This is a genomic window from Amycolatopsis sp. NPDC039088, from assembly GCF_055598845.1.
Genome location: NZ_JBVKAE010000036.1, coordinates 41584 through 63351 on the forward strand (window position 1 = coordinate 41584; position 21768 = coordinate 63351).

Here is a 21768-nt window from a genome sequence, read left to right on the forward strand (position 1 = left end):
CGAGGCGAGGCCCCTAGCACGAGGTTCCGACGGTTTGTGGTCGCCGGAGCCCGGTCGCGGTCGAATCATCCACAACACCCCGGTTATCCACAGGCGGGCGAATCGAGCCTGGTCGGCGCCCGATCACCCTGGCAGCGTTGATCGCACACGCACCGTGACGATCGCTGAGGGGGATCGAGATGATGGGCACGACCGAAAAGCCGTCCACCGGCGCACCGCATATCGAGCTGGGACGGTGGGGAGAAGACCTCGCGGTCCAACATCTGGAGAAGGCGGGCTATGTCGTCCTGAGCCGCAACTGGCGCTGTCGCGACGGGGAGCTGGACGTCGTCGCGACCGACAAGAAGCGGCTCGTCTTCTGCGAGGTGAAGACCCGGACCGGTCTCGGCTTCGGCACGCCGGCCGAGGCGGTGACCCCGCACAAGGCGGATCGCATCCGTCGTCTCGCGCATCAGTGGCAGCGCGCGTTCATGCTCCGCTGGTGCCCGGTCCGCTACGACATCATCGCGATCGTCGCCCGGCCCGGAGCCCGGCCGCAGGTGCGGCATATCAAGGCGGCGTTCTGAGTGGCACTGGCGAAAGCGTGGTCCGTCGCGCTGCTCGGCGTCGACGGCAAGATGATCGAGATCGAGGCCGATATCGGCGGTGGCTCGCCGAAGGTGACGATGGTCGGTCTGCCCGACACGGGATTGAAGGAGGCCAAGGACAGGGTCCGTTCGGCCGTCCGCAATTCGCGGCAGACCTGGCCCGACGAGCGCGTGATCCTCGGTCTCTCGCCGGCGAACCTGCCGAAGGTGGGCTCCGGCTACGACCTGGGCATCGCGGCGGCGGTCCTGGCCGCGACGGGGTCGGTTCCGGCCACGAAGCTGCTCCACACCGTGCTGCTCGGCGAACTGGCCCTCGACGGCCGGGTACGGGCCGTCCGAGGGGTGCTGCCGGGATTGCTGGCGGCACGCAACGCCGGATACCGGCGGGCTGTCGTGCCCGCGGAGTCGTTGTTCGAAGCCGCTCTCGTGGACGGTCTCGAGGTCGGCGGGGTGGCCCAGCTGAGCGACCTCGTGGACTGGCTCAAGGGTGAAGGCGAACTCGCCCGGCCGGAGCCGTCCGTGGTCCAGGAGGAGGCGAACGTCCCTGACCTCGCCGACGTCGTGGGACAGCCGGAAGCCCGGTGGGCGCTGGAGGTGGCCGCGGCGGGCGGGCATCACCTGCTCATGACCGGACCTCCCGGGGTGGGCAAGACGATGCTCGCGAAACGGCTCCCCGGCCTCCTCCCGCGCCTGACCGCGGAAGAGTCGTTGCAGGTCACCGCGATCCATTCGATCGACGGTTCACTGTCCCGGTCCGCGCCGCTGGTGACCGTGCCGCCGTTCGTCGCTCCACATCATTCGATCAGCGTGCCCGCCCTGATCGGCGGCGGCAGCGGCCTGGCCGTGCCCGGCGCCATCAGCCGGGCGCACCGGGGCATTTTGTTCCTCGACGAAGTCTGTGAATTCGGACCGGAACGGCTGGAGTCGCTGCGCACGGTGCTCGAAGAGGGCGAAGTGCGGATCGCGAGGGTCAAAGGCGCGGTCTGTTACCCGGCCCGCTTCCAACTGATTCTCGCGACGAACCCTTGTCCTTGCGCCCCAACGAAAGACGCCGATTGCACGTGTTCGGCGGCCGCGCGAAGACGGTACCTGGGCCGCTTGTCCGGACCGTTACTCGATCGGGTGGATCTGCGGGTCCGGCTGCGGCCGCTTTCCGCGCTCAGCGCCCACTTGAGCGAGCTGCCCGAAGCGTCGGCGGCCGTCCGGGAACGGGTGCTGGAGGCTCGTGAACGAGCCGTGAAACGCTGGGCGGAGCACGGCTGGCCGACGAACGCGGAGGTGCCCGGTCCGGCTTTGCGGCGCGAATTCGCACTGCCCGCGCAGGTCACGGCGTTGCTGGACCGGGCGCTGGAGCGAGGCGCGATCACCGCGCGCGGCGCGGATCGATGCCTTCGTATCGCATGGACGCTTGCCGATCTGAAGGGTGCCGAAAGACCAGAGAGCGACGAGATCGCGGCGGCCCTGAACTTCCGGGAGAGGTCATCCTGATGGGTGAATTCGAGGCTGAACGGATCGCCCGGTCGTATCTGTTGCGCGTGGCCGAGCCGCCAGCGCCCGCTTTGACCGACTTCGTCGGCGAACACGGGCCGGTCGTCGCCGCGGAACGGGTGCGCCGAGCCGATTGCCCGCCGAAGGTGCGCGACGAGACGGCCGCGCGGCGGGCGCATGACTACGCCGAGCGGGATCTGGAGCGTGCGGCGGAAAGCGAGACCCGGCTCGTCATCCCGGAAGACGGTGAATGGCCTGCTTGGCCGTTGCTTTCGCTGGCCGTCGCCCGAGGCAGGGGTGTCTCCGGAGCGGCATCTCCGCTGGCGCTGTGGGTACGCGGGCCTGCCAGGCTCGACGAGGCGGTGGACCAGGCGATCGCGATCGTCGGCGCCCGCGCTGCGACCGAGTACGGCGAGCACAACGCGGCCGAGGTGGGCTATCACCTCGCGAGCCGGGGGATCCCGGTGTTCTCGGGTGCGGCGTACGGCATCGACGGCGCGGCCCACCGGGGTGCGCTGAGCGCGTCGGGCACCACGGTCGCCCTGCTCGGCTGCGGGATCGACGCCGGGTACCCGGCCCAGCACGCGACCTTGTTGCGCACCATCGGGAAGACCGGCGCGGTGGTCAGCGAGTATCCGCCCGGAACTCCGCCCGCGAGGCATCGCTTCCTCGTCCGGAACAGGCTCATCGCGGCGCTCACCGAAGGGACCGTCGTGATCGAGGCGGGCAGGCGCAGCGGTGCGCGGAACACCGCGGGCACGGCCGGAGCGCTGGGCAAGGTCGTGATGGCGATGCCGGGACCGGTTTCATCGGGGATGTCCGCCGGCTGCCACGCGCTGATCCGCGAAGGCGAGGCCACGCTGGTGACCTCGGTGGACGAGATCCTCGAGACCGCCGGACGGCTCGGCCAGCAGGGCGAGGAGCCGCGGAAACCGAGCCGCCGCACCGACCGGCTCGGCCCGGAGGCACTGCGCGTGCACGACGCGCTGTCCGAACGATCGGCGAAACCGGAGGAACGGATCGCGGCCGAGACCGGCATTCCGGTGGAGCGGATCCGCGCGTTGCTGCCCGAGCTGGAACTCGACGGCTTCGCGGAAAGAGGTGACTCAGGGTGGCGAAGACGGACAGCCAAGACCTGACTGGCCTACACCTGAGACGCCATCCCGGCACGATCCGACCACGGACACCGCAACAGGGTGCGGCGATACTTGACCATCCGCCGTACATCGCGCAGCGTGATCGGCATGCCGTCGACCGAAGGTCCCCACGGCACGGGAAAACGCGCCCGCAGGCCCGATCTGCGCGCCGCCCGTGCCGCGCTGCCGGAACCTGTCCGGAAGCTGATCGACGACTACGAGCGGCACCTTTCCCTGGAACGCGGGCTGTCCGCGCATACGGTGCGCGCCTATGTCGGCGACGTGGTGTCGCTGATGGGCTTCGTGGCCGGGACCGGCGGCCGGTTCTCCGACCTCGACATCGCGACGCTGCGCGGCTGGCTCGCCCGGCAACGCGAGGAAGGGGCCAGCCGGACGACGCTGGCCAGGCGAGCGGCGGCGGCCCGCACCTTCACCGCGTGGGCGCACCGCGGCGGGGCGCTCGCGACCGATCCCGGCGGGCGGCTCGTGGCGCCTCGCGCGCATCGCAAGCTACCCGGGGTCCTCCGGGCGGAGCAGGCGAGTGAGGTCATGCGGGCCTCAGCCGCCGGTGCCGAACAGCGGGACCCGGTGGCATTGCGGGACAGTGCCATCGTGGAACTGCTCTACGCGACCGGTGTGCGGGTCTCCGAACTGTGTGGGCTGGACTTGGGCGATGTCGATTTCTCGCGCCGGGTCGTGCTCGTACTGGGCAAAGGCGGCAAGGAACGCGTCGTGCCGTTCGGCGTCCCGGCCGAAGCCGCGTTGCGTACGTGGCTGGACGAGGGCAGGGGAAAACTCGCCGTCGAAGCGAAGGGCCGGGTGGAAGCCGCGCTCTTCCTGGGAGCGCGAGGCGGCAGGCTCGATCCTCGGGCGGCCCGCCGGGTGGTCCACGACGCCGTCGGCTCGGTGCCGGGCGCGAGCGACATGGGACCGCACGGCCTGAGGCATTCGGCGGCCACCCATCTGCTCGAAGGCGGCGCCGATCTTCGGAGCGTTCAGGAACTGCTTGGTCACGCTACGCTGGCTACGACGCAGCTCTACACTCATGTGACCGTCGATCGGCTGAAGGCGATCCACGACCGCGCGCACCCCCGGGCCCGATGATGCCGGGGAAGACTCGGCAGGTGACCCGACGGCCCGAACCGACGGCGCACGCGCATCCGCACGAGCACGGAGACCATCCTGAGTCGCATGCTGAGAACGGCGGTCCGATGACCGCCGACCCACATGTCACCGAAGCCGCCGGGAAACACCGCCCCGGCGGGGACGGTCCTGCCGTCGCGCCCGAAGCGCGGACGAGTTACGAGGTGGACGCCGGGATCCAGGCGTTGTGGCGTGAGTTCACCGAGTCCCCGGACCAGGTCGTGCGCGACAGGCTCGTCCTGCACTACGCCCCGCTCGTCAAGTACGTCGCAGGCCGCGTCGGCACGGGCCTGCCGACCCACGTCGACGTCGGCGACCTGATCCAGTCCGGGATCTTCGGCCTCGTCGACGCCATCGAGAAGTTCGAACCCGCCAGGGGCCTGCGCTTCGAGACCTACGCGATGCAGCGCATCCGCGGCGCGATCCTCGACGACCTCCGCTCCCAGGACTGGGTCCCGAGGGCGGTGCGCAGCAAGGCACGTGAGGCCGAACGCGCGCTGGAACGCCTCGGCGCCCGGCTCAACCGCACGCCGACCGACGCCGAACTGGCGGCCGAGCTCGAAATCAGCGTCGACGACCTGCGCGAGTTCTACGGCCAGCTGCAGCTCACCAGCGTCATCGCGCTGGAGGACCTCGTCGCCGCGGGCAAGGACAGCGGTTCGCTGGTCGACACCCTGCCCGACGACGGCGCCGTCGACCCGGTGGCCGTCCTGGTCGACCAGGACAACCGCCGCCAGCTGGCACAGGCGATCGCCCAGCTCACCGAACGCGACCGGATCGTGGTCGGCCTCTACTACTTCGAGAGCCTGACGCTCGCCGAGATCGGCAAGGTCCTCGGCGTCACCGAGTCGCGGGTCAGCCAGTTGCACACCCGCGCCGTCATGCGGCTGCGCGCGAAGCTGGTCGAGCAGGCCTGAAAAGCTAGCCTCCCTCCCACGGTTTGAGGCGGATCTCGGACGGTTCACCGATCAGCGCGAGCGGATCGACGTATACGTCCCCTTTTCGGACACCGAAGTGCAGGCATGCCGTGTCCGGGCAGCCCGGATGCCCGGGCGCGAGCGTCCCGAGTACCTGACCCCGGTACACCTGGTCACCCGCGGTGACCACCGGCGCGAGGGGTTGGTAGGTGGTGTGCAGACCGCCTTCGTGATCGATCGAAACCACCCCGCGGCCGGCCACCTGCCCGGCGAACATCACCACTCCTTCGGCGGCGGCGAGCACGTTCGTTCCCGGTGCGGCGACGAGGTCGACACCGCGGTGCCCGGGGCCGTACGGCGTCGCCGGTGGCTCGAAGTACCTGGTGACGCTGGGTGTCGGCGAGAGCGGCCAAGAAAGGCGTCCCTGCGGGAAAAAGGCGGCCCGCGCCGTTCCCGGCACGGCGAACGAGGACACGAGCGCGAGCATGGTCGCGAGGATCGCGACGCGGGGCAGGCGCCTCGGCCGTCCGGGACGGCGATGCCTGCCGCCGGTGCGGTCGATCGCGAAGGAATGCCTGGTGACAGGGCGGGAACAGCTTGTCATGGTCATGCGTTCCAGCCTGGGCGCCCGGCGTGGCGCGTGGGGCGCGCCGGTGGAATCTGTGGATAACCGAGGCGGTTGTGGACAACCGCTCTCATCAGGGGCTGCCGGTGCGGTAGGCGGCGGCGACAGGGAGTAGACTCTTTTGCGCGGTCCGCGGCAGCGGACTGACTTCGCGTGCACGTGCGCGCTCCCGATGGCCGATCTCCTCACGGAGGGTCAGGACAACCGGGGGCACACGGTCCGGCGGTCCCTGGGGTCACTTCGCCTCCGGGTCCGGACCCGAGCATCTGCACCAGGGCGATCGGCCACCCGGCCGAGAGCGACGAACCGAGCAAGCGCGTTCCGGCGGAGCCGGGCGCGCACGACACAGAAGAGGTTGATTCCGGCAATGGCCGTCGTCACCATGAAGCAGCTGCTCGACAGCGGCGTGCACTTCGGGCACCAGACCCGTCGGTGGAACCCGAAGATGAAGCGCTACATCTTCACCGAGCGCAATGGCATCTACATCATCGACCTGCAGCAGACGCTGACCTACATCGACCGTGCGTTCGAGTTCATCAAGGAAACCGTCGCGCACGGCGGCACCATCATGTTCGTCGGCACGAAGAAGCAGGCTCAGGAAGCCATCGCCTCCGAGGCCGCGCGCGTGGGGATGCCCTACGTGAACCAGCGTTGGCTCGGCGGCATGCTGACCAACTTCCAGACGGTGCACAAGCGTCTTCTCCGCCTGAAGGAGCTCGAGTCGCAGGAGCAGACCGGTGGTTTCGCCGGGCTGACCAAGCGCGAAATCCTCACGCTCACCCGTGAGAAGGACAAGCTCGAGAAGACCCTCGGCGGTATCCGCGACATGGCCAAGGTGCCGAGCATCGTGTGGATCGTCGACACGAAGAAGGAGCACATCGCCGTCGGCGAGGCTCGCAAGCTGAACATCCCGGTCGTCGCGATCCTGGACACCAACTGCGACCCGGACGAGGTCGACTACCCGATCCCGGGTAACGACGACGCGATCCGTTCGGCCGCGCTGCTGACCAAGGTCGTGGCCGAGGCCGCCGCCGCCGGTCTGATGGCCCGCTCCAGCCGCAACGGTTCCTCCGCCGACGCCAAGCCCGACGCGGGCGTCGCCACGGACGAGCCGCTGGCCGAGTGGGAGAAGGAGCTGCTCGCCGGCTCCGAGACCGCCGCCGCGGACGCCAAGGAAGCCGCCGCCGCGACCGAGAGCGCCACCGAGGCGCCCGCCGAGGCCCCGGCCGAGCAGGCCACCGCCTCCTCCTGATCCACCTCGCTCGTGGGGCCGCCTCCGGGTGGCCCCACGGGTACCTCTCCCGAAGACTTTCTCGTACCTGAAATGGACGGACAACGCACGATGGCGAATTACACCGCCGCAGATGTGAAGCGCCTCCGCGAACTGACCGGCGCCGGCATGATGAACTGCAAGAAGGCGCTGGAGGAGACCGACGGCGACTTCGACAAGGCCGTCGAGTTCCTGCGCATCAAGGGCGCCAAGGACGTCGGCAAGCGCGCTGAGCGCGCCACCGCCGAGGGCCTTGTCGCCGGCGACGGCGGCGTGCTGATCGAGCTCGACTCCGAGACCGACTTCGTCGCGAAGAACGAGGACTTCCAGGCCCTCGCCGCGAAGATCGTCGAGGTCGCGAAGGCCGAGAAGACCAGCGACGTCGAGAAGCTGAAGGCCGCCTCGCTCGACGGCAAGACCGTCGACGAGACCGTCCAGGAGATGGCCGCCCGCATCGGCGAGAAGCTCGAGCTGCGCCGCGTCGCCGCCTTCGAGGGCACCACCACCACCTACCTGCACCGTCGCGGTGCGGACCTCCCGCCCGCCGTCGGCGTGCTCATCGAGTACACCGGTGAGGGCGAGGCCGCCGCCGAGGCCGCTCGTGGCGCCGCCATGCAGGTCGCCGCGCTCAAGGCCAAGTACCTCACCCGCGAAGAGGTTCCGGCCGAGATCATCGACAACGAGCGCCGCGTCGCCGAGGCGACCGCCCGCGAAGAGGGCAAGCCGGAGCAGGCCATGCCCAAGATCATCGAGGGCAAGGTCAACGCGTACTACAAGGACAACGTCCTGCTCGAGCAGCCGTCGGTCAAGGACAACAAGAAGACCGTCAAGGCCCTGCTCGACGAGGCCGGCGTGACCGTGAGCCGGTTCGCCCGGTTCGAGGTCGGCCAGGCCTGATCCAGGCACGGAACACAAGAGTCACCACTGTGCCCCGTCTCCGTCCATCGGGGACGGGGCACAGTCGGGTCCAGAGCATTAGGGAGGGCGACATGGGTGTCCGGGTCGAAGGCGGATACCGGCGGGTGCTGCTGAAGCTGGGCGGCGAGATGTTCGGCGGCGGTTCCATCGGGGTTGATCCGGATGTGGTGCACTCGGTCGCTCAGCAGATCGCCGACGTCGCCAGGACAGGCGTGCAGATCGCCGTCGTGATCGGCGGTGGCAACTACTTCCGCGGCGCGGAACTGTCGCAACGCGGCATGGACCGCGACCGCGCGGACTACATGGCGATGCTCGGCACCGTCATGAACTGCCTGGCACTGCAGGACTTCCTGGAGAAGGAGGGCCTGCCGACGCGGGTGCAGACCGCCATCACCATGGGCCAGGTCGCCGAGCCGTACATCCCGCGCCGCGCCGAGCGTCACCTGGAGAAGGGGCGCGTCGTCATCTTCGGTGCCGGGGTCGGCATGCCGTACTTCTCCACCGACACCGCCGCGGCGCAGCGCGCGCTCGAACTCGGCTGCGAAGCCGTCTTGATGGCGAAGGCCGTCGACGGCGTCTACACCGCGGACCCGAAGAGCGACCCGACCGCGGAGATGTTCCACGAGATCAGCCACCGCGAGGTGCTGGAACGGGACCTCAAGGTCGCCGACGCCACCGCGTTCAGCCTGTGCATGGACAACAACATGCCGATCATCGTGTTCAATCTGCTCACCGAGGGGAACATCGCTCGTGCGGTCAGTGGTGAGAGGATCGGCACACTGGTCGACACCCCCGCCGACGGGGTGCCCGCGTAGTCCTGCTCTGCTCTTCGCAACCGGTACGAATACACAACAACGGGAGTTGCCGTGATCGACGAGACCCTCCTCGACGCCGAGGAGAAGATGGAAAAAGCGGTGTCCGTCGCCAAGGAGGACCTGTCGTCGGTGCGCACCGGCCGGGCCCACCCTGGGATGTTCTCGCGCGTTGTCGTCGACTATTACGGCGCGCCGACCCCGCTGAACCAGTTGGCGGGCGTCAACATCCCTGAGGCCCGGATGGCGTTGATCAAGCCTTACGACCAGACCTCGCTCAACGCCATCGAGAAGGCGATCCGCGAGTCGGACCTCGGCGTCAACCCGAGCAACGACGGCAACGTGATCCGCATCGTCATCCCGCAGCTCACCGAAGAGCGCCGCAAGGAGATGGTGAAGGTCGCCAAGGCCAAGGGTGAGGACGCCCGCGTCTCGATCCGCAGCGTCCGCCGCAAGGCCAAGGAAGAGCTCGACCGGATCAAGAAGGACGGCGAGGCGGGCGAGGACGAGGTCGTCCACGCCGAGAAGGAACTCCAGAACCTCACCGACACATACACGCACAAGGTCGACGAGCTGGTGAAACACAAGGAAGCCGAGCTACTCGAGGTCTGATGAGCCAGGTGAGCGAGGAACGCGAGGACCGGGTGGAGAACCCGGAACCGGTTCCGGCCACGGTGCCGGATTCGGAAACCGTGCCGGAACCGGCGCGGAAGGCTTCCCGCGCCGGCCGCAACCTGCCCGCCGCGATCGGGGTCGGGCTGCTGCTGGGGGCGGCGATCATCACGTCCCTGCTCACCGTCCGATTTCTTTTCATCGGCATCATCGCGATCGCCATCGCGGTCGGCACGATCGAGCTGGCCGGGGCGCTGAAGCGCGCGGCCGACATCCGGATCGCGCTGGTCCCGGTGCTCGTCGGCGGTCAGGCGATGATCTGGCTGGCGTGGCCGTTCGGTCGTGAGGGCGCGCTGACGGCGTTCGTGCTGACGGTGCTGGCGTGTCTGCTGTGGCGGTTGCCCGGCGGGGCGGAAGGGTATCTGCGCGACATCAGCGCCTCGGTCTTCGCCGCCGCGTACATCCCGCTCTTCGGTGCCTTCGCCGCGATGCTGGTGCCGCCCGAAGACGGGGTCGGCCGCGTCCTCGCCTTCATGATCGGGGTCGTCGCCTCGGACACCGGCGGCTACATCGCCGGTGTGCTGGGCGGCAAGCACCCGATGGCGCCCAGCATCAGCCCGAAGAAGACTTGGGAAGGCTTCGCCGGTTCGCTCGTGGCGGGTGTGGTCGCCGGAGCCCTGACGCTGAGCCTTCTGCTCGACGGCCATGCCTGGCAGGGTGTGCTGTTCGGTGCGGCGATCGTCTTGACCGCGACGCTGGGCGATCTCGTCGAGTCGCTGATCAAGCGCGATCTCGGTGTCAAGGACATGGGGAACATGCTGCCGGGACATGGTGGCCTGATGGACCGGCTCGACTCGTTGCTCCCGTCGGCCGTCGTCTCCTGGCTGCTGCTCTCCGCTTTCGTCCCCGTTTAGACAGCAGCGAAAGCCATGTGACAAGCCTTCGCCGTTGGGCCAAGGTCGGAGTATGCGAACTCAAAGGATGAGTAAGCGGCTTCTGACCCTGGCACTGAGCGTTCTGACGCTCGGCGCTCTGACGACATCCGTGGCGGAGGCGGGCGAAGGCCCGGTCGTCCGCACTGATTCCGGCCCCGTTCGCGGGGTGATCACCAGCGAATACCGGAGTTTCCAAGGTATCCCGTTCGCCGCGCCACCGGTCGGCGCGCTGCGCTGGGCACCACCACAGAGACCCGAACCGTGGACCGCCGTGCGGGACGCGAGCAAACCCGGGCCGCGGTGCGCTCAGGGGGAGGGCATCGGCTCCGCCCCGAGCGTCGCCGAGGATTGCCTGTATCTCAACGTGATCAGCCCGGCCAAGCCGACGCCCAAGCCGCGTCCGGTGATGGTCTGGGTCCATGGCGGCGGCTTCACTTCCGGCGCCGGCAGCGACTACGACTTCAAGCGTCTCGCTCTCGGCGGGGATGTCGTCGTGATGACCGTGAATTACCGGCTGGGTGTGTTCGGCTTCTTCGGTCATCCCGAACTCGGGCGGGACTCCGGCGTCTTCGGCCTCCAGGACCAGCAAGCCGCCCTTCGCTGGGTCCAGCGCAACGCCCGCGCCTTCGGGGGAGACCCGAGGAACGTCACGTTGTTCGGTGAGTCCGCGGGCGCGATGAGCACCTGCGCCCAGCTGACCTCGCCCGCGGTCGCGGGCCTGGTCACCCGCGCGATCATCCAGAGCGGGCCCTGCACGATCGACTGGCCCGCCAATGGGGTCTTCCCCGGTACTTCCGAGGGAAAGCTCTTCCAACGCCGCTCGGACGTCGAGGCGTTCGGCAGCGCCGAGGGGAAGAAGCTGGGCTGTGCCGACGTGGAGTGCCTGCGCCGCTTGCCTGCCGACGCGTTGCTGCCCTTGCCGTTCAACGGCCCGGCCTTCGACACCGGCCTCTTGCCGACCGATCCGGCGGAGGCGTTCCGGGTGGGCCGGTTCGCGAAGGTGCCGGTGATGACCGGGACCACGCGTGACGAGGGCAGGTTGTTCGCGGCGCTCTTCCCGGACCAGCCGATCACCGAAGCGCGCTATCAGCAGCTGCTGCGTGAGGCCTTCGGAGACAAGGCATCCACCGTCGCGGCGAAGTATCCCTCCGCCGCACATGGCAGTCCGGGCAACGCTTTCGCCGACGTCATGACGGATCGGGTGTGGGCCTGTTCGGAGGTCGAGGTTCAGCGGTATCTCGCCGCGAGGACACGGACCTTCGCCTACGAATTCGCCGATCGCGGCGCTCCGGCGCTGTTCCCCTTCCCGCCTGGGATCGACCCGGGGGCTTCGCACGGTTCGGAATTGGCGTACTTGTCTGATTTGGCCGGCTCTCCGGCGAAGTTGACGCCCGCGCAGAAGAAACTCGCGGCGCAGATGATCCAGTACTGGACCCGGTTCGCCAGGACCGGCGATCCGAACGGCGAAGCGCTGCCGAAGTGGCGTCCGGCGCCGAAGGTGCAGTCGCTGGCCCCGGACAGGATCGGTCCGGTCGACTACGCCGCCGAGCACAACTGCGGTTTCTGGGCGGGTCTCTGACGAAAGGGCCGGGGTGACGGATTTCCTCACCCCGGCTCAGTCGTCGTAAGGATCGTCGACTTCGGCGGTACCCCAGCCTTCGGCGACCCGGGAGTGGTCGATCACGGCGAACACCGAACCATCGGGGTCGGCGAGGATCGCCACGCGCCCGTACGGGGTGTCGTAGGGCTGGACCACGACGGCGCCACCGAGCATCAACGCCTGTCCCGCGGCGGCGTCCGCGCCGCGGGCGGGATCCAGTGCGAGATAGACCATCCAGTGCGGGGGAGTGTCCGGCCGGTATTCCGTGCCCATCACGTACCGGTACAGCACGGGTTCGTGTTCGATGAGCCATTCGGCGTAGTCGAGCGAGGTGCCGTCACCGATCTGATGGCTGGTGTAGTTGAAGAGGCGGCAGTAGAAGTGGTCCGCCGCCGCTCCGTCGTGGGTGTTGAGGTCCGCGCCGCTGAAGGTGTTGGGGATACCGGTCGCGAACTCCCAAGTGACCGGCGGTTCCCAGAAGACGACGTGCGCCCCGCAAGCGTCGACGGCGTGGATGATGGTGCCGCGCTGGGGAATCGCCACCGGCCCGAGGGTGACCCGGCCACCGAGACTGTCGACCCATTCGGCCGCCGCGGCGGCCGAATGGGTCGACAGGTGGACGCTCCATCCACTCGGCCCGCCGGTGCCCGAGCGGTACAGACCACCGACCGGGGCACCGTTCAAGGTCGCGATCGAGTACCGCCCGGTCGGCGTCGCGGGATCACGTTGGACAGTGAACTCCCAGTCGAAAAGCCCGCTGTAGAAGGCTTGTGCGGCCGCTTCGTCTCTGCAGGCGAGTTCGATCCAGCACGGGATTCCTGAAGGGATGACGGAAGTGTGAGCGGCCGAGCCAAGCGACATGCGGTTCTCCCTTACCGGTGGGGGTAAAGTCTAGTCGCTTTCCGCATTGTTTCCGTTAAAGATTTGGACCCGGTGATCAGGAACCCGGCCCGGTGTCCCGTCGTTGGAGTTTCCGTGCGCTGGTTTCCCCGATCCGTCTCCTCCTTCCGCCGCGGTGGCGAGGAAGTGCTGCCGAGCCCGAACATTTGGTACTACCAAAAGGCCTACGAGATCGAGAACCGCGCGCAAGACGTCGACGACGAGATCTGGCGGGTCCTCGCCGGGTATCGCGACTGGTCCGGGGCGGACGTGCTCGACATCGGCTGCGGCGACGGTTACCACTTGCCCCGCTTCGCCGCGACGGCGCGGTCGGTGCTCGGGGTCGAACCCCACGAGCCGCTTGTCCGTGACGCTCGGCATCGCGTCGGGGAGCTGGAGAACGTCGAGGTGCGGCAAGGCCGTGCACAGCGGCTTCCGGTGCCGGACGCGGCTTTCGACGTCGTCCACGCGCGGACGGCCTACTTTTTCGGCCCTGGCTGCGAACCCGGCCTTCGTGAGGCGGAGCGGGTGCTGCGGCCCGGCGGGATGTTGATGATCGTGGATCTCGATGTGACGAGTGAGCCCTACGGACGCTGGATGCGACAGGATCTGCCGCACTACGACCCGCCCGGCGTCGAGAAGTTCTTCGCCCGTCAGGGATTCGGCTGTCGCAAGGTGATGACGCGGTGGCTGTTCGAGGACGCCGCCGCGATGGAAGCGGTGCTGAAGATCGAGTTCAGCGCCCCGGTCGCGGCGAAGGCGATCGCGGAGGTCCGGCGCCTCAACGAGGTTTCGTCAGGAGCCGGGCAGAAGCGGATGACGTTGCCGGTGGGCTATCGCGTGCATACGCGCACCAAGCCCACCGGCCTCGTCGTGCCAGGTCACTCCGCGTCCTCGCGGGATGCCTCGTCCGGAGCGGTGTCGTCGTCGGCCTCGCCGAGGATGCCGTAGATCGTCCGGCGTGCCTCGTTGAGCACGTCGACGGCGCGGGACTGCTGTGCCTCGCTGCCGGCGTGCATGACCTGCATGACCGCGGCGGCCAGGGTCGCCCCCGCCTTGCGCAGGTTCACCTCGGCCGGGTCGACGTCGTGGGCGATCTGCTCCCACGGCGGGACGGCGTCCTGTTGCTCGGCCGCGGCGCGACCGGATTCGGTGAGCTCGAACAGCTTCTTGCCGCCCTCGTCCTTGCTGGTCACCAGGCCTTCGTCGGCCAGCATCTGCAGTGTCGGGTAGACCGAGCCGGGGCTCGGTTTCCAGAAGCCGCCGCTGCGCTCGCCGATCTCGCGGATGATCTCGTAACCGTGCCTCGGCTGCTCGGAAAGCAGCGCGAGGATCGCGGCGCGGACGTCACCGCGCTTGCCACGACGGCCACCGGGGCCACCGCGACGGCCGTGCCGATGCCGGTGCCCGGGTCCGCCCGGTCCCCACCCCGGAGGCGGGGGGAATTCGCCGAAGCCGCCGCGTGCCCATGGCCCGAAGGCGGGTCGGCCGTGTTCTGGAGGGAAAGGTCGTCCTCGCATGATGTGAATCCTCTCTACGTAATGTTCCGACACGTTCACGATATATCGGAACCAGTCGTACAGCAACCGAATGTTCGTGACGTGGGTCTCAGTGCAGGTCGAGAGCGAGCAGATCGACGCCGCCCGCGTCGAACTCGCCGACCTTTCGCCAGCCCCAGCGGTGGTACAGCGCCCTGGCAGGCGCCGCGACGCGGGAGCCCAGGAGTGCGAGCCGTTCTGGCCGGTCTTTCAGCAGGTCGTCGAGCAGGGCACGGCCGTGCCCACGGCCTCGCAGCTCGGGGACGACGGCCAGTTCGTATACGTAGAAGATCGCTTCGTCACGCAGCCATTCCGGCGCCGGGCCTGTGCAGCGCTTCGGCCACCATCCCGCATCCTGGCGGACGCCGTACGCGAACCCGCCCAGCGCGTCATCGTCGAAGACGGTCTGCATGGCGAACCCGGGAAGTTCGGAGTGTTCGGCGAAGAGTGCTTCGAAGCGGACGACATCGTCTTCGTTCTCGAAGTAGGGCGCTTCCCGATAGACGCGGCGGTAGACGTCGGCGAGCTCAGGTGATTCGAAGGGCACGGTTCAGTCTGCCCAGAACCACGGAGCCACGTCAGGTGACCTGGGGAACAGCGATGGAGGGCGGCCCGGGCGCGTCGGAGGTGGACATGGGAGACTGAGTGGGCTATGACTGCCCTCCCTCTCGTCTTCGACGCGCCCAAGCGCGGCCTCCCGCCGCGCCACCTCGCCGACCTCACCGCCGCCGAGCGGGCCGAGGCCGTCGCCGAGCTGGGTGAGAAGCCGTTCCGCGCGAAGCAGCTGTCGAACCACTACTTCTCGCGGCTCACGGTGAACCCGGAGGAGATGACGGACATCCCGGCCGCGTCGCGGGAAAAGCTCGTCGCCGATCTGATGCCGCCGCTGCTCACCGAGATCAAGGCACTCGCCTGCGACGACGGCGCCACCCGCAAGACCCTCTGGCGCGCGCACGACGGGACGCTGCTGGAGAGCGTGCTGATGCGCTACCCGGACCGCGCGACCCTGTGCATCTCGAGCCAGGCGGGCTGCGGCATGGCGTGCCCGTTCTGCGCGACCGGACAGGGCGGCCTCGACCGAAACCTCTCCACCGCCGAGATCGTCGACCAGGTCCGCGCGGCCGCCGCCGTGATGCGCGACGGCGCGATGACCGGTGGCCCCGGTCGCCTCTCGAACATCGTCTTCATGGGCATGGGCGAGCCGCTGGCGAACTACAAGCGGGTGGTGGCGGCGGTGCGGCGGATCACGGATCCTTCGCCTGAGGGGCTCGGTATCGGTCAGCGTTCGGTGACGGTGTCGACAGTCGGTCTCGCGCCCGCGATCCGTAAGTTGGCGGACGAGAAGATGCAGGTGCGGTTGGCGGTGTCGTTGCACACGCCGGATGACGAGCTGCGGGACACGCTGGTGCCGGTGAATGAGCGGTGGTCGGTGGACGAGGTTCTGTCGGCCGCCCGGTACTACGCGGATACGTCCGGACGTCGGGTGTCGATCGAGTACGCGTTGATCCGGGACATCAATGATCAGCCTTGGCGTGCCGAGCTGCTCGCGAAGCGTCTTCGCAAGCACCTCGGCCAGCTGGTGCACGTGAACGTGATTCCGTTGAACCCGACTCCGGGCAGCAAGTGGGACGCGTCGCCGAAGCCGGTGGAGCGGGAGTTCGTGCGTCTGGTGAACGCCGGCGGGGTCGCCTGCACGGTGCGGGACACGCGCGGTCAGGAGATCGCCGCGGCCTGCGGCCAGCTCGCCGCCGAGGGAAGCTGACCGAACCTGCTGACGATGTCGGCTTCGATACAGCTGGCTGCTTCTAGCGCTGAGACAACGGGCGGGCGTTCCTGCATGTCCTCGAAGGAAATCCAGACCTCGGCTTTGGAAGTTTTCAAACAGCGTAGGCCGCAGACGAAGCCACTTGTCGTCTTCTGCTACTCGTAGAATCCGCGGCCAGCCTGCCAGGCCTGTCGGGCTTTCCGCCATCCGAGCCTGGACTGGCATTTGATGGTGCGTCGGGGTTGGCGGACCAGTCGAGAGCACTCTGCTGCCAGGCGACAGCGCCTTAAGACGTGGATGCTGCACATGCGGGCCAAGACGGCGCACTCATGCGTGTTCGTGTTCCGACTTTGCTTGCTTCCGGAGGCCTGTCTCGGCCGGAGTACCAAGGCCGGCCATGGCCGTAAGCCTCAGCTGATCGTCCACTCAGGTGTATATCGATCCGGGGTGATGTTCACTCGGATGGCGGGCAACTCAATAGTCGTGCGGTGCGTAAGTGTTCAGATACGCCCCGTTTGCGCCGGTTGCGGCGGGCTGATTGTGTGCGAGGGGAATCGCAGGTGGGTCGCTGGATCACGAAAAACGGGCAAAAGATCTACATCGAGAGCGGCAACGGCGGAGTGGTCGCGGTCGCTGCGGCGGTCGCCGTTCTCGCTGGCGGCGGTGCGGGTGGTGTTGGGGTGCTCGGCGGAACCTCGGCCCCGGGTGCCGGGGTCGCTTCCGAAGCGCTCGCGGGAAACACCGGTGGAGTCGTTGACTCTCTGCCTGGGCGTTCGCTCAAGGCTCGCCGTGCCGAGGGCCGCGAGTCAGCCAAGCGCGGCCGCACGGACGAAGCCTGGGGGCGGCTGAAGTTCAAGGAGTTCAAGCGCAAGATTGAGCGTGAGGGCAACTGCGTGGCCGCTGCGACTGGGCGGGTGCGGGACTTCCTGGTCGAGACACCGTGCACATCGATGGAGCGGATGTTGCTGGCTGTTGGTGACGGACACGGCAACGCCGCAGTGGTATCGGTTGTCCGGGTTGGGTTTCGGACGAAAGCCCAAGCGCAAGCCTTCAAGAAGGTCGAGGACCTCCACGGGAGCGGAGACGTACGGCCGCTCGATATCGCTGTCGTGCTCGGCCTGGCCAATGTGAAGATGACCGGGCTGCACTATCACGCGCGGCCTGAGGGAGCCGCCATGGTGGTGGCCGAAGCTGACACAGCCACAGGCCGCGTCGATCGCGACACCCTGGAAGCGCTCGCCGACGTCGGCTCCTACCTGCCGACCACCTGATTCGGGAGTCCTTTGCTCCGGTCGTGCTAGCATTGATCGCAATGACTGCATTGGGAGGTGTCGGATGGCGAACCTGACTATCCGCGATTTCGACGAGGGGCTGAAGGCAAAGCTGCGGATCCGGGCTGCTGAACACGGCCGGTCGATGGAGGCTGAGGTGCGTGCGATCCTCGCCTCCGCGCTGACCAAGCCGGCACCTGGACCGGGGATGGGGTCGAGGATCCGGCAGCGTTTTGACGGCCTGGATGAGCCATCATTCGAGCTTCCGCAACGAGTGGAGCAACCACGAGTCGCGGAGCTTCCCGAGTGATTGTTCTCGACACCAACGTCGTCTCCGAGCTGATGAGGCAAACTCCGGATGGCGGCGTGGTTCGCTGGGTCGATCGGTATCCTGCCGATGAGGTCTTCATTACGTCTGTGACGGCTGCCGAACTCGCATACGGGGTCGCTCGGCTGCCAGATGGCCGACGAAAGGCCGCACTCGCGGCGAAGGTCTCGGAGTTGCTGACCGAAGACCTCCAGGATCAAATCCTGCCGTTCGACAGTGTGGCTGCCGAGTACTACGGCGAGATCGCCGCAGCGCGCGAGGAGCAAGGTCTTCCGATCAGTATGGCTGATGCGCAGATTGCCGCTGTCTGCCGACGCTTCGTAGCGTGTCTCGCGACCCGTAACATCAAGGATTTCGTCGACACCGGTATCACGCTGCTCGATCCGTGGGGCGACACGCCTGAGTTTGTAAAAGGGTAGGGACGGGCGAGCCGCTGGCGAACTACAAGCGGGTGGTGGCGGCGGTGCGGCGGATTACGGATCCTTCGCCTGAGGGGCTCGGTATCGGTCAGCGTTCGGTGACGGTGTCGACAGTCGGTCTCGCGCCCGCGATCCGTAAGTTGGCGGACGAGAAGATGCAGGTCCGGCCGCCGGGTGTCGATCGAGTACGCGTTGATCCGGGACATCAATGATCAGCCTTGGCGTGCCGAGCTGCTCGCGAAGCGTCTTCGCAAGCACCTCGGCCAGCTGGTGCACGTGAACGTGATTCCGTTGAACCCGACTCCGGGCAGCAAGTGGGACGCGTCGCCGAAGCCGGTGGAGCGGGAGTTCGTGCGTCTGGTGAACGCCGGCGGGGTCGCCTGCACGGTGCGGGACACGCGCGGCCAGGAGATCGCCGCGGCCTGCGGCCAGCTCGCCGCCGAAGAACGCTGATCATTCACCTGCCCACGGGCGAAGCTTCTCGGGGTTGCGGACGGCCCAGATCCGCGTGATCCGGTCGTCCGCGACGTCGAACGCGTAGACCGACGAGATCGCGCCGTCGAGCTGGATCAGCAGGCCGGGTTGGCCGTTGACGGTCCGCTCCAGGATCGTGAAGTCGCCGGGCACCCGGGTGGCGACGGCGACGATGAACCCGGCGATCCGCTCGCCGCCCTCGATCGGGTGCAGCGCGGTGGTGACCAGGCCACCACCGTCCGCGGTGAAGGTCGCGGCCGGATCGAGGAGACCGACCAGCGCGGTGATGTCCTTGGCTTCCCAGGCCTGTTTGAAGTCGCGGACCAGATCGGCCTGATGGACGGTCGGCGCCGCCGTCGGCTTGTTCGCGCGGACCCGGCGACGCGCCGAGGAAGCCAGCTCACGGCAGGCGGCCGGGGTTCGGCCGGTGATCTCGGCGATTTCGGCGAACGAGTAATGGAAGACGTCATGCAGGATGAGCGCGACGCGCTGGGCCGGGGTCATCGCTTCAAGCGTGACGAGGAAGGCCATGCCGACCGACTCGTCCAGGGTGACGCTGTCGGCCGGATCGGCGGGGCGCCCCTCGGTGTGGTCGGGTAGCGGCTCGGGGATCCACTCACCGACGTAGCGTTCGCGCCGGGCGCGTGCCGAGCCGAGCAGGTCGAGGCAGATGCGGCTGGTGACGGTGGTGAGCCAGGCGCCGGGTGAGGCGATCGCGTCCTGCCGTGGCCGGGTCAGCGCGTACCAGCGGGCGTAGGCCTCCTGAACGGCGTCCTCGGCCTCGGCGAGCGAACCCAGCAGCCGGTAGGCGAGGTTGATCAGGTGGCGGCGCTCGCTGAGGATCGCGTCGGTCATCGGTGCTCCCGTCGGTCCGGTGTCTCCGCCTGTTCGACGAGACACCGTGTCGCATTGTCAGGGTGGGATGGGGCCTGACGTTTTCCAGGGCTGTGTCGTCGTAGTGCTCGGAAGTGGACGCTACGAATCAGGGAGACCGATGATCAGGATCGGAATCATTCTCGGCAGCACCCGTCCGGGTCGCCGGGGCGAGCAGGTGGCCCGATGGGTCGAGGAGCGGGCGGGGCTACGCGAGGACGCGGAGTTCGAGGTGATCGACCTGCTCGACCATCCGTTGCCGCATCTGGACGAACTGCCTGGCGAGTACAAGAACGAGCACACCCGGGCCTGGGCGGCGAAGATCGCGTCGTTCGACGGGTTCGTGGTCGTGACGCCCGAGTACAACCACTCGGCGCCGGGAGCGCTGAAGAACGCGATCGACTTCCTGCACGCGGAATGGCAAGACAAGGCGATCGGGTTCGTGTCGTATGGCGGCGTGGGCGGCGCCCGCGCGGTCGAGCAGCTGCGGCTGATGTGCGGGGCGCTGGAGATGGCGGACGTGACGTCACAGGTGGCGCTGTCGTTGGCGACCGAGTTCGAGAACTTCGAGGTCTTCCGGCCGGGCGAGTACAACGTCGCCTCACTGGACAAGACGCTGGACCAGGTCGTCGCCTGGAGCACCGCCCTCGCGCCGCTGCGTGCCGCGACCCCGGCAGCCGTGGCTTGATTTTCCGGAAAGGACTGAAGATGCGGGAAACGGACGAAGCCGAGCTCAGGCGGCACATCGGCGAAATCGTCGAAGGAATCAAGGCCAAGGATCTGGATCGTCTCCGGCGGCTCTACTCCGAGGACGTCGTGTCCTTCGACATCGACCCGCCGTTGCAGCATGTCGGCATCGACGCGAAGTTGAAGAACTGGACGAGGGTGTTCGTGTTCTTCCACGACGTGACCTACGAGGTTCGCGATCTGCGGTTGACGGTGGACGAAAGTGTCGCGTTCGGACACTGCTTCGGGCGGCTCAGCGGTACGACGAACGACGGGACCGCGGTCGGCGGGATGTGGGTCCGGGGGACCTTCGGCTTCCGGAAGATCGACGGGCGCTGGCTGATCACCCACGATCAGGTTTCGGTCCCGCTCGACATCGCGAGCGGAAAAGGGATGACCGATCTCGAACCCTGACCCGGGTTTGTTCGCCGGTGGCGCCGACCAGGATCACCCGCGGTCGGCGCCGCCGCCAGCCCGGCCAGGTGGCGCAGCACTCGGCCGGATGGCCCAGTCGCGCGGCGGACCCGGCCGTCGACCGCGACACTCGGAGGATGTCGACGGCGGAGGTGAGCAGGATGTCCGGGACGAAGGCGAGACAGGTCCGCCACAGCGGCACCGTGCAGGTGCTCGGGCGGATCGGGATGGGCTGCTATGGGTTGGTGTACTTGCTGATCGGGTACCTGGCGGTGCGGATCGCCGTCGGCGGCGGTGGTCAGGAGGCCGACGGGCGCGGCGCGATCACCGAGGTCGGCTCGACGCCGCTCGGTGGTGTGCTGTTGTGGGTGCTCGCGGCCGGGCTGGTGGCGTATGGGCTGTGGCAGGCGCTGCTGGCCGCGGTCGGATACACCTGGATCGACAAGGAGTGGCGCCGCACCGTCAAGCGGGTGACGTCCGGAGCGCGCTGCGTGGTGGGGATCGGGCTGGGCGTGTACGCGGCCCGGCTGGCCGCGGGGGCGGGGCAGCAGAGTGGCGGTGACCAGAAGCAGCAGGAGTTCACCGCGCGGCTGCTCGCGTTGCCTGCCGGGCCGTTCCTGGTGATCGTGGTGGCCGTCATCGTGCTCGGGGTCGCCGTCGCTTCCGTGGTGAAGGGGGTACGGCGGACCTTCGTGCAGGATCTCGACCTCTCGTCGCTGCCGCCGGGTACCCGGCGCTGGGTCGAGCGGCTGGGGCAGATCGGTTACGTGGCAAGGGGTGTCGTGTTCGGCGTGGTCTCGGTGCTTCTCGGGTACGCGGCGCTGACGCATGACCCGTCCCGATCGGGCGGGCTCGACGCCGCCCTGCGCACCTTGGCCGCTCAGCCGTTCGGCACGGTGCTGCTCTTCGTGGTGGCGGTCGGAGTCGCCGCTTTCGGTGTCTATTGCGGCGGAGCGGCACGGGCACAACGCGGTTGAGTCCGCTCTGGGGGACAGAACACTCTCCTCCTGAAGTCGACTCCGCCCGGCCCCGCCGGAC

At 68.2% G+C, this 21768-nt stretch carries 24 protein-coding genes and 1 pseudogene; 20 read left to right on the top strand and 5 right to left on the bottom strand.

Annotated features, from left to right (window positions below):
* Positions 1-179: 179 nt before the first annotated feature.
* The 5 genes from ACZ7KI_RS34520 to ACZ7KI_RS34540 all read left to right on the top strand — a co-directional run bounded on the left by ACZ7KI_RS34520 (position 180) and on the right by ACZ7KI_RS34540 (position 5271).
* The gene (locus ACZ7KI_RS34520; RefSeq protein ID WP_470277219.1) at positions 180-566 is read left to right on the top strand and encodes a YraN family protein; all 387 of its coding nucleotides are present in this window, start codon (positions 180-182) and stop codon (positions 564-566) included.
* Positions 567-2075, top strand: a complete 1509-nt coding sequence (locus ACZ7KI_RS34525; RefSeq protein ID WP_470277220.1) for a YifB family Mg chelatase-like AAA ATPase — start codon at positions 567-569, stop codon at positions 2073-2075.
* Entirely contained in the window at positions 2075-3214 is a 1140-nt protein-coding gene (dprA, locus tag ACZ7KI_RS34530; RefSeq protein WP_470277221.1) for a DNA-processing protein DprA, read from the top strand. Before ACZ7KI_RS34525 ends, dprA begins: the two co-directional genes overlap by 1 nt.
* Positions 3215-3319: 105 nt before the next feature.
* Positions 3320-4315, top strand: a complete 996-nt coding sequence (locus ACZ7KI_RS34535) for a tyrosine recombinase XerC (RefSeq protein WP_470277222.1) — start codon at positions 3320-3322, stop codon at positions 4313-4315.
* Positions 4316-4422: 107 nt separating this feature from the next.
* The gene (locus tag ACZ7KI_RS34540; protein ID WP_470277223.1) at positions 4423-5271 is read left to right on the top strand and encodes a FliA/WhiG family RNA polymerase sigma factor; all 849 of its coding nucleotides are present in this window, start codon (positions 4423-4425) and stop codon (positions 5269-5271) included.
* A 4-nt stretch (positions 5272-5275) separates the two neighbouring features.
* Here ACZ7KI_RS34540 and ACZ7KI_RS34545 read toward each other — a convergent pair whose 3' ends face one another.
* Positions 5276-5881: a M23 family metallopeptidase gene (locus ACZ7KI_RS34545; RefSeq protein ID WP_470277224.1), complete on the bottom strand. Its 606-nt coding sequence runs from the start codon at positions 5879-5881 to the stop codon at positions 5276-5278.
* Positions 5882-6263: 382 nt separating this feature from the next.
* Between ACZ7KI_RS34545 and rpsB the strand changes: the two genes are divergently transcribed.
* The 6 genes from rpsB (at position 6264) to ACZ7KI_RS34575 (ending at position 12022) form a co-directional block, all read left to right on the top strand.
* A complete protein-coding gene (gene rpsB / locus ACZ7KI_RS34550) occupies positions 6264-7148 on the top strand; it encodes a 30S ribosomal protein S2 (protein ID WP_470277225.1) in 885 nt (294 codons plus the stop codon).
* A gap of 90 nt (positions 7149-7238) precedes the next feature.
* Positions 7239-8063 carry a translation elongation factor Ts gene (gene tsf, locus ACZ7KI_RS34555; protein WP_470277261.1) on the top strand — a complete coding sequence of 275 codons (825 nt, stop codon included), beginning with the start codon at positions 7239-7241 and terminating at the stop codon, positions 8061-8063.
* A 92-nt stretch (positions 8064-8155) separates the two neighbouring features.
* A complete protein-coding gene (gene pyrH / locus ACZ7KI_RS34560; protein ID WP_005154669.1) occupies positions 8156-8899 on the top strand; it encodes a UMP kinase in 744 nt (247 codons plus the stop codon).
* A gap of 51 nt (positions 8900-8950) precedes the next feature.
* Positions 8951-9508, top strand: a complete 558-nt coding sequence (gene frr / locus ACZ7KI_RS34565; RefSeq protein ID WP_061984457.1) for a ribosome recycling factor — start codon at positions 8951-8953, stop codon at positions 9506-9508.
* Complete coding sequence (locus ACZ7KI_RS34570) at positions 9508-10422, top strand: phosphatidate cytidylyltransferase (RefSeq protein ID WP_470277226.1); 915 nt, start codon at positions 9508-9510, stop codon at positions 10420-10422. The genes frr and ACZ7KI_RS34570 overlap by 1 nt, the downstream gene beginning before the upstream one ends.
* A gap of 67 nt (positions 10423-10489) precedes the next feature.
* Entirely contained in the window at positions 10490-12022 is a 1533-nt protein-coding gene (locus ACZ7KI_RS34575; protein WP_470277227.1) for a carboxylesterase/lipase family protein, read from the top strand.
* A gap of 36 nt (positions 12023-12058) precedes the next feature.
* Here ACZ7KI_RS34575 and ACZ7KI_RS34580 read toward each other — a convergent pair whose 3' ends face one another.
* Entirely contained in the window at positions 12059-12904 is an 846-nt protein-coding gene (locus ACZ7KI_RS34580) for a VOC family protein (RefSeq protein WP_470277228.1), read from the bottom strand.
* A 114-nt stretch (positions 12905-13018) separates the two neighbouring features.
* Here ACZ7KI_RS34580 and ACZ7KI_RS34585 point away from each other — a divergent pair, with 114 nt between their 5' ends.
* Positions 13019-13873: a class I SAM-dependent methyltransferase gene (locus ACZ7KI_RS34585; protein WP_470277229.1), complete on the top strand. Its 855-nt coding sequence runs from the start codon at positions 13019-13021 to the stop codon at positions 13871-13873.
* Here the strand turns inward: ACZ7KI_RS34585 and ACZ7KI_RS34590 are convergent.
* Together ACZ7KI_RS34590 and ACZ7KI_RS34595 are read right to left on the bottom strand one after the other, a co-directional pair.
* Entirely contained in the window at positions 13804-14442 is a 639-nt protein-coding gene (locus tag ACZ7KI_RS34590; RefSeq protein WP_470277230.1) for a PadR family transcriptional regulator, read from the bottom strand. The two genes, ACZ7KI_RS34585 and ACZ7KI_RS34590, sit on opposite strands and share 70 nt — an antisense overlap.
* An 88-nt stretch (positions 14443-14530) precedes the next feature.
* Positions 14531-15007 (bottom strand): GNAT family N-acetyltransferase, encoded by a 477-nt coding sequence (locus tag ACZ7KI_RS34595; protein WP_470277231.1) that lies wholly within the window; start codon positions 15005-15007, stop codon positions 14531-14533.
* Positions 15008-15112: 105 nt separating this feature from the next.
* Between ACZ7KI_RS34595 and rlmN the strand changes: the two genes are divergently transcribed.
* The 5 genes and pseudogenes from rlmN to ACZ7KI_RS34620 form a co-directional block, all read left to right on the top strand.
* A complete protein-coding gene (rlmN, locus tag ACZ7KI_RS34600; protein ID WP_470277232.1) occupies positions 15113-16222 on the top strand; it encodes a dual-specificity RNA methyltransferase RlmN in 1110 nt (369 codons plus the stop codon).
* Between the two features lie 563 nt (positions 16223-16785).
* A complete protein-coding gene (locus ACZ7KI_RS34605; protein ID WP_470277233.1) occupies positions 16786-17496 on the top strand; it encodes a hypothetical protein in 711 nt (236 codons plus the stop codon).
* 64 nt (positions 17497-17560) lie between these two features.
* Complete coding sequence (locus ACZ7KI_RS34610; protein WP_470277234.1) at positions 17561-17806, top strand: FitA-like ribbon-helix-helix domain-containing protein; 246 nt, start codon at positions 17561-17563, stop codon at positions 17804-17806.
* The gene (locus ACZ7KI_RS34615; RefSeq protein ID WP_470277235.1) at positions 17803-18243 is read left to right on the top strand and encodes a PIN domain-containing protein; all 441 of its coding nucleotides are present in this window, start codon (positions 17803-17805) and stop codon (positions 18241-18243) included. The genes ACZ7KI_RS34610 and ACZ7KI_RS34615 overlap by 4 nt, the downstream gene beginning before the upstream one ends.
* Positions 18240-18696, top strand: a pseudogene (locus tag ACZ7KI_RS34620) (dual-specificity RNA methyltransferase RlmN); the annotation flags it as partial. The gene ACZ7KI_RS34615 and the pseudogene ACZ7KI_RS34620, both read left to right, overlap by 4 nt.
* Here ACZ7KI_RS34620 and sigJ read toward each other — a convergent pair.
* A complete protein-coding gene (sigJ, locus tag ACZ7KI_RS34625) occupies positions 18697-19572 on the bottom strand; it encodes an RNA polymerase sigma factor SigJ (protein ID WP_470277236.1) in 876 nt (291 codons plus the stop codon).
* A 139-nt stretch (positions 19573-19711) separates the two neighbouring features.
* Here sigJ and ACZ7KI_RS34630 point away from each other — a divergent pair, with 139 nt between their 5' ends.
* The 3 genes from ACZ7KI_RS34630 to ACZ7KI_RS34640 all read left to right on the top strand — a co-directional run bounded on the left by ACZ7KI_RS34630 (position 19712) and on the right by ACZ7KI_RS34640 (position 21707).
* Positions 19712-20278 carry an NADPH-dependent FMN reductase gene (locus ACZ7KI_RS34630; RefSeq protein WP_470277237.1) on the top strand — a complete coding sequence of 189 codons (567 nt, stop codon included), beginning with the start codon at positions 19712-19714 and terminating at the stop codon, positions 20276-20278.
* Between the two features lie 20 nt (positions 20279-20298).
* The gene (locus ACZ7KI_RS34635; protein WP_470277238.1) at positions 20299-20730 is read left to right on the top strand and encodes a YybH family protein; all 432 of its coding nucleotides are present in this window, start codon (positions 20299-20301) and stop codon (positions 20728-20730) included.
* Between the two features lie 161 nt (positions 20731-20891).
* Positions 20892-21707 (top strand): DUF1206 domain-containing protein, encoded by an 816-nt coding sequence (locus ACZ7KI_RS34640; protein ID WP_470277239.1) that lies wholly within the window; start codon positions 20892-20894, stop codon positions 21705-21707.
* The last annotated feature ends 61 nt before the right edge of the window (positions 21708-21768 follow it).

Coding starts and splice junctions, on each gene's coding strand:
- ACZ7KI_RS34520 (WP_470277219.1), top strand. CDS start 180: ATGATGGGCACGACCGAAAAGCCGTCCACCGGCGCACCGCATATCGAG.
- dprA (WP_470277221.1), top strand. CDS start 2,075: ATGGGTGAATTCGAGGCTGAACGGATCGCCCGGTCGTATCTGTTGCGC.
- ACZ7KI_RS34535 (WP_470277222.1), top strand. CDS start 3,320: ATGCCGTCGACCGAAGGTCCCCACGGCACGGGAAAACGCGCCCGCAGG.
- ACZ7KI_RS34540 (WP_470277223.1), top strand. CDS start 4,423: ATGACCGCCGACCCACATGTCACCGAAGCCGCCGGGAAACACCGCCCC.
- ACZ7KI_RS34545 (WP_470277224.1), bottom strand. CDS start 5,881: ATGACCATGACAAGCTGTTCCCGCCCTGTCACCAGGCATTCCTTCGCG.
- rpsB (WP_470277225.1), top strand. CDS start 6,264: ATGGCCGTCGTCACCATGAAGCAGCTGCTCGACAGCGGCGTGCACTTC.
- tsf (WP_470277261.1), top strand. CDS start 7,239: ATGGCGAATTACACCGCCGCAGATGTGAAGCGCCTCCGCGAACTGACC.
- pyrH (WP_005154669.1), top strand. CDS start 8,156: ATGGGTGTCCGGGTCGAAGGCGGATACCGGCGGGTGCTGCTGAAGCTG.
- ACZ7KI_RS34570 (WP_470277226.1), top strand. CDS start 9,508: ATGAGCCAGGTGAGCGAGGAACGCGAGGACCGGGTGGAGAACCCGGAA.
- ACZ7KI_RS34575 (WP_470277227.1), top strand. CDS start 10,490: ATGAGTAAGCGGCTTCTGACCCTGGCACTGAGCGTTCTGACGCTCGGC.
- ACZ7KI_RS34580 (WP_470277228.1), bottom strand. CDS start 12,904: ATGTCGCTTGGCTCGGCCGCTCACACTTCCGTCATCCCTTCAGGAATC.
- ACZ7KI_RS34590 (WP_470277230.1), bottom strand. CDS start 14,442: ATGCGAGGACGACCTTTCCCTCCAGAACACGGCCGACCCGCCTTCGGG.
- rlmN (WP_470277232.1), top strand. CDS start 15,113: ATGACTGCCCTCCCTCTCGTCTTCGACGCGCCCAAGCGCGGCCTCCCG.
- ACZ7KI_RS34610 (WP_470277234.1), top strand. CDS start 17,561: ATGGCGAACCTGACTATCCGCGATTTCGACGAGGGGCTGAAGGCAAAG.
- sigJ (WP_470277236.1), bottom strand. CDS start 19,572: ATGACCGACGCGATCCTCAGCGAGCGCCGCCACCTGATCAACCTCGCC.
- ACZ7KI_RS34630 (WP_470277237.1), top strand. CDS start 19,712: ATGATCAGGATCGGAATCATTCTCGGCAGCACCCGTCCGGGTCGCCGG.
- ACZ7KI_RS34635 (WP_470277238.1), top strand. CDS start 20,299: ATGCGGGAAACGGACGAAGCCGAGCTCAGGCGGCACATCGGCGAAATC.
- ACZ7KI_RS34640 (WP_470277239.1), top strand. CDS start 20,892: ATGTCCGGGACGAAGGCGAGACAGGTCCGCCACAGCGGCACCGTGCAG.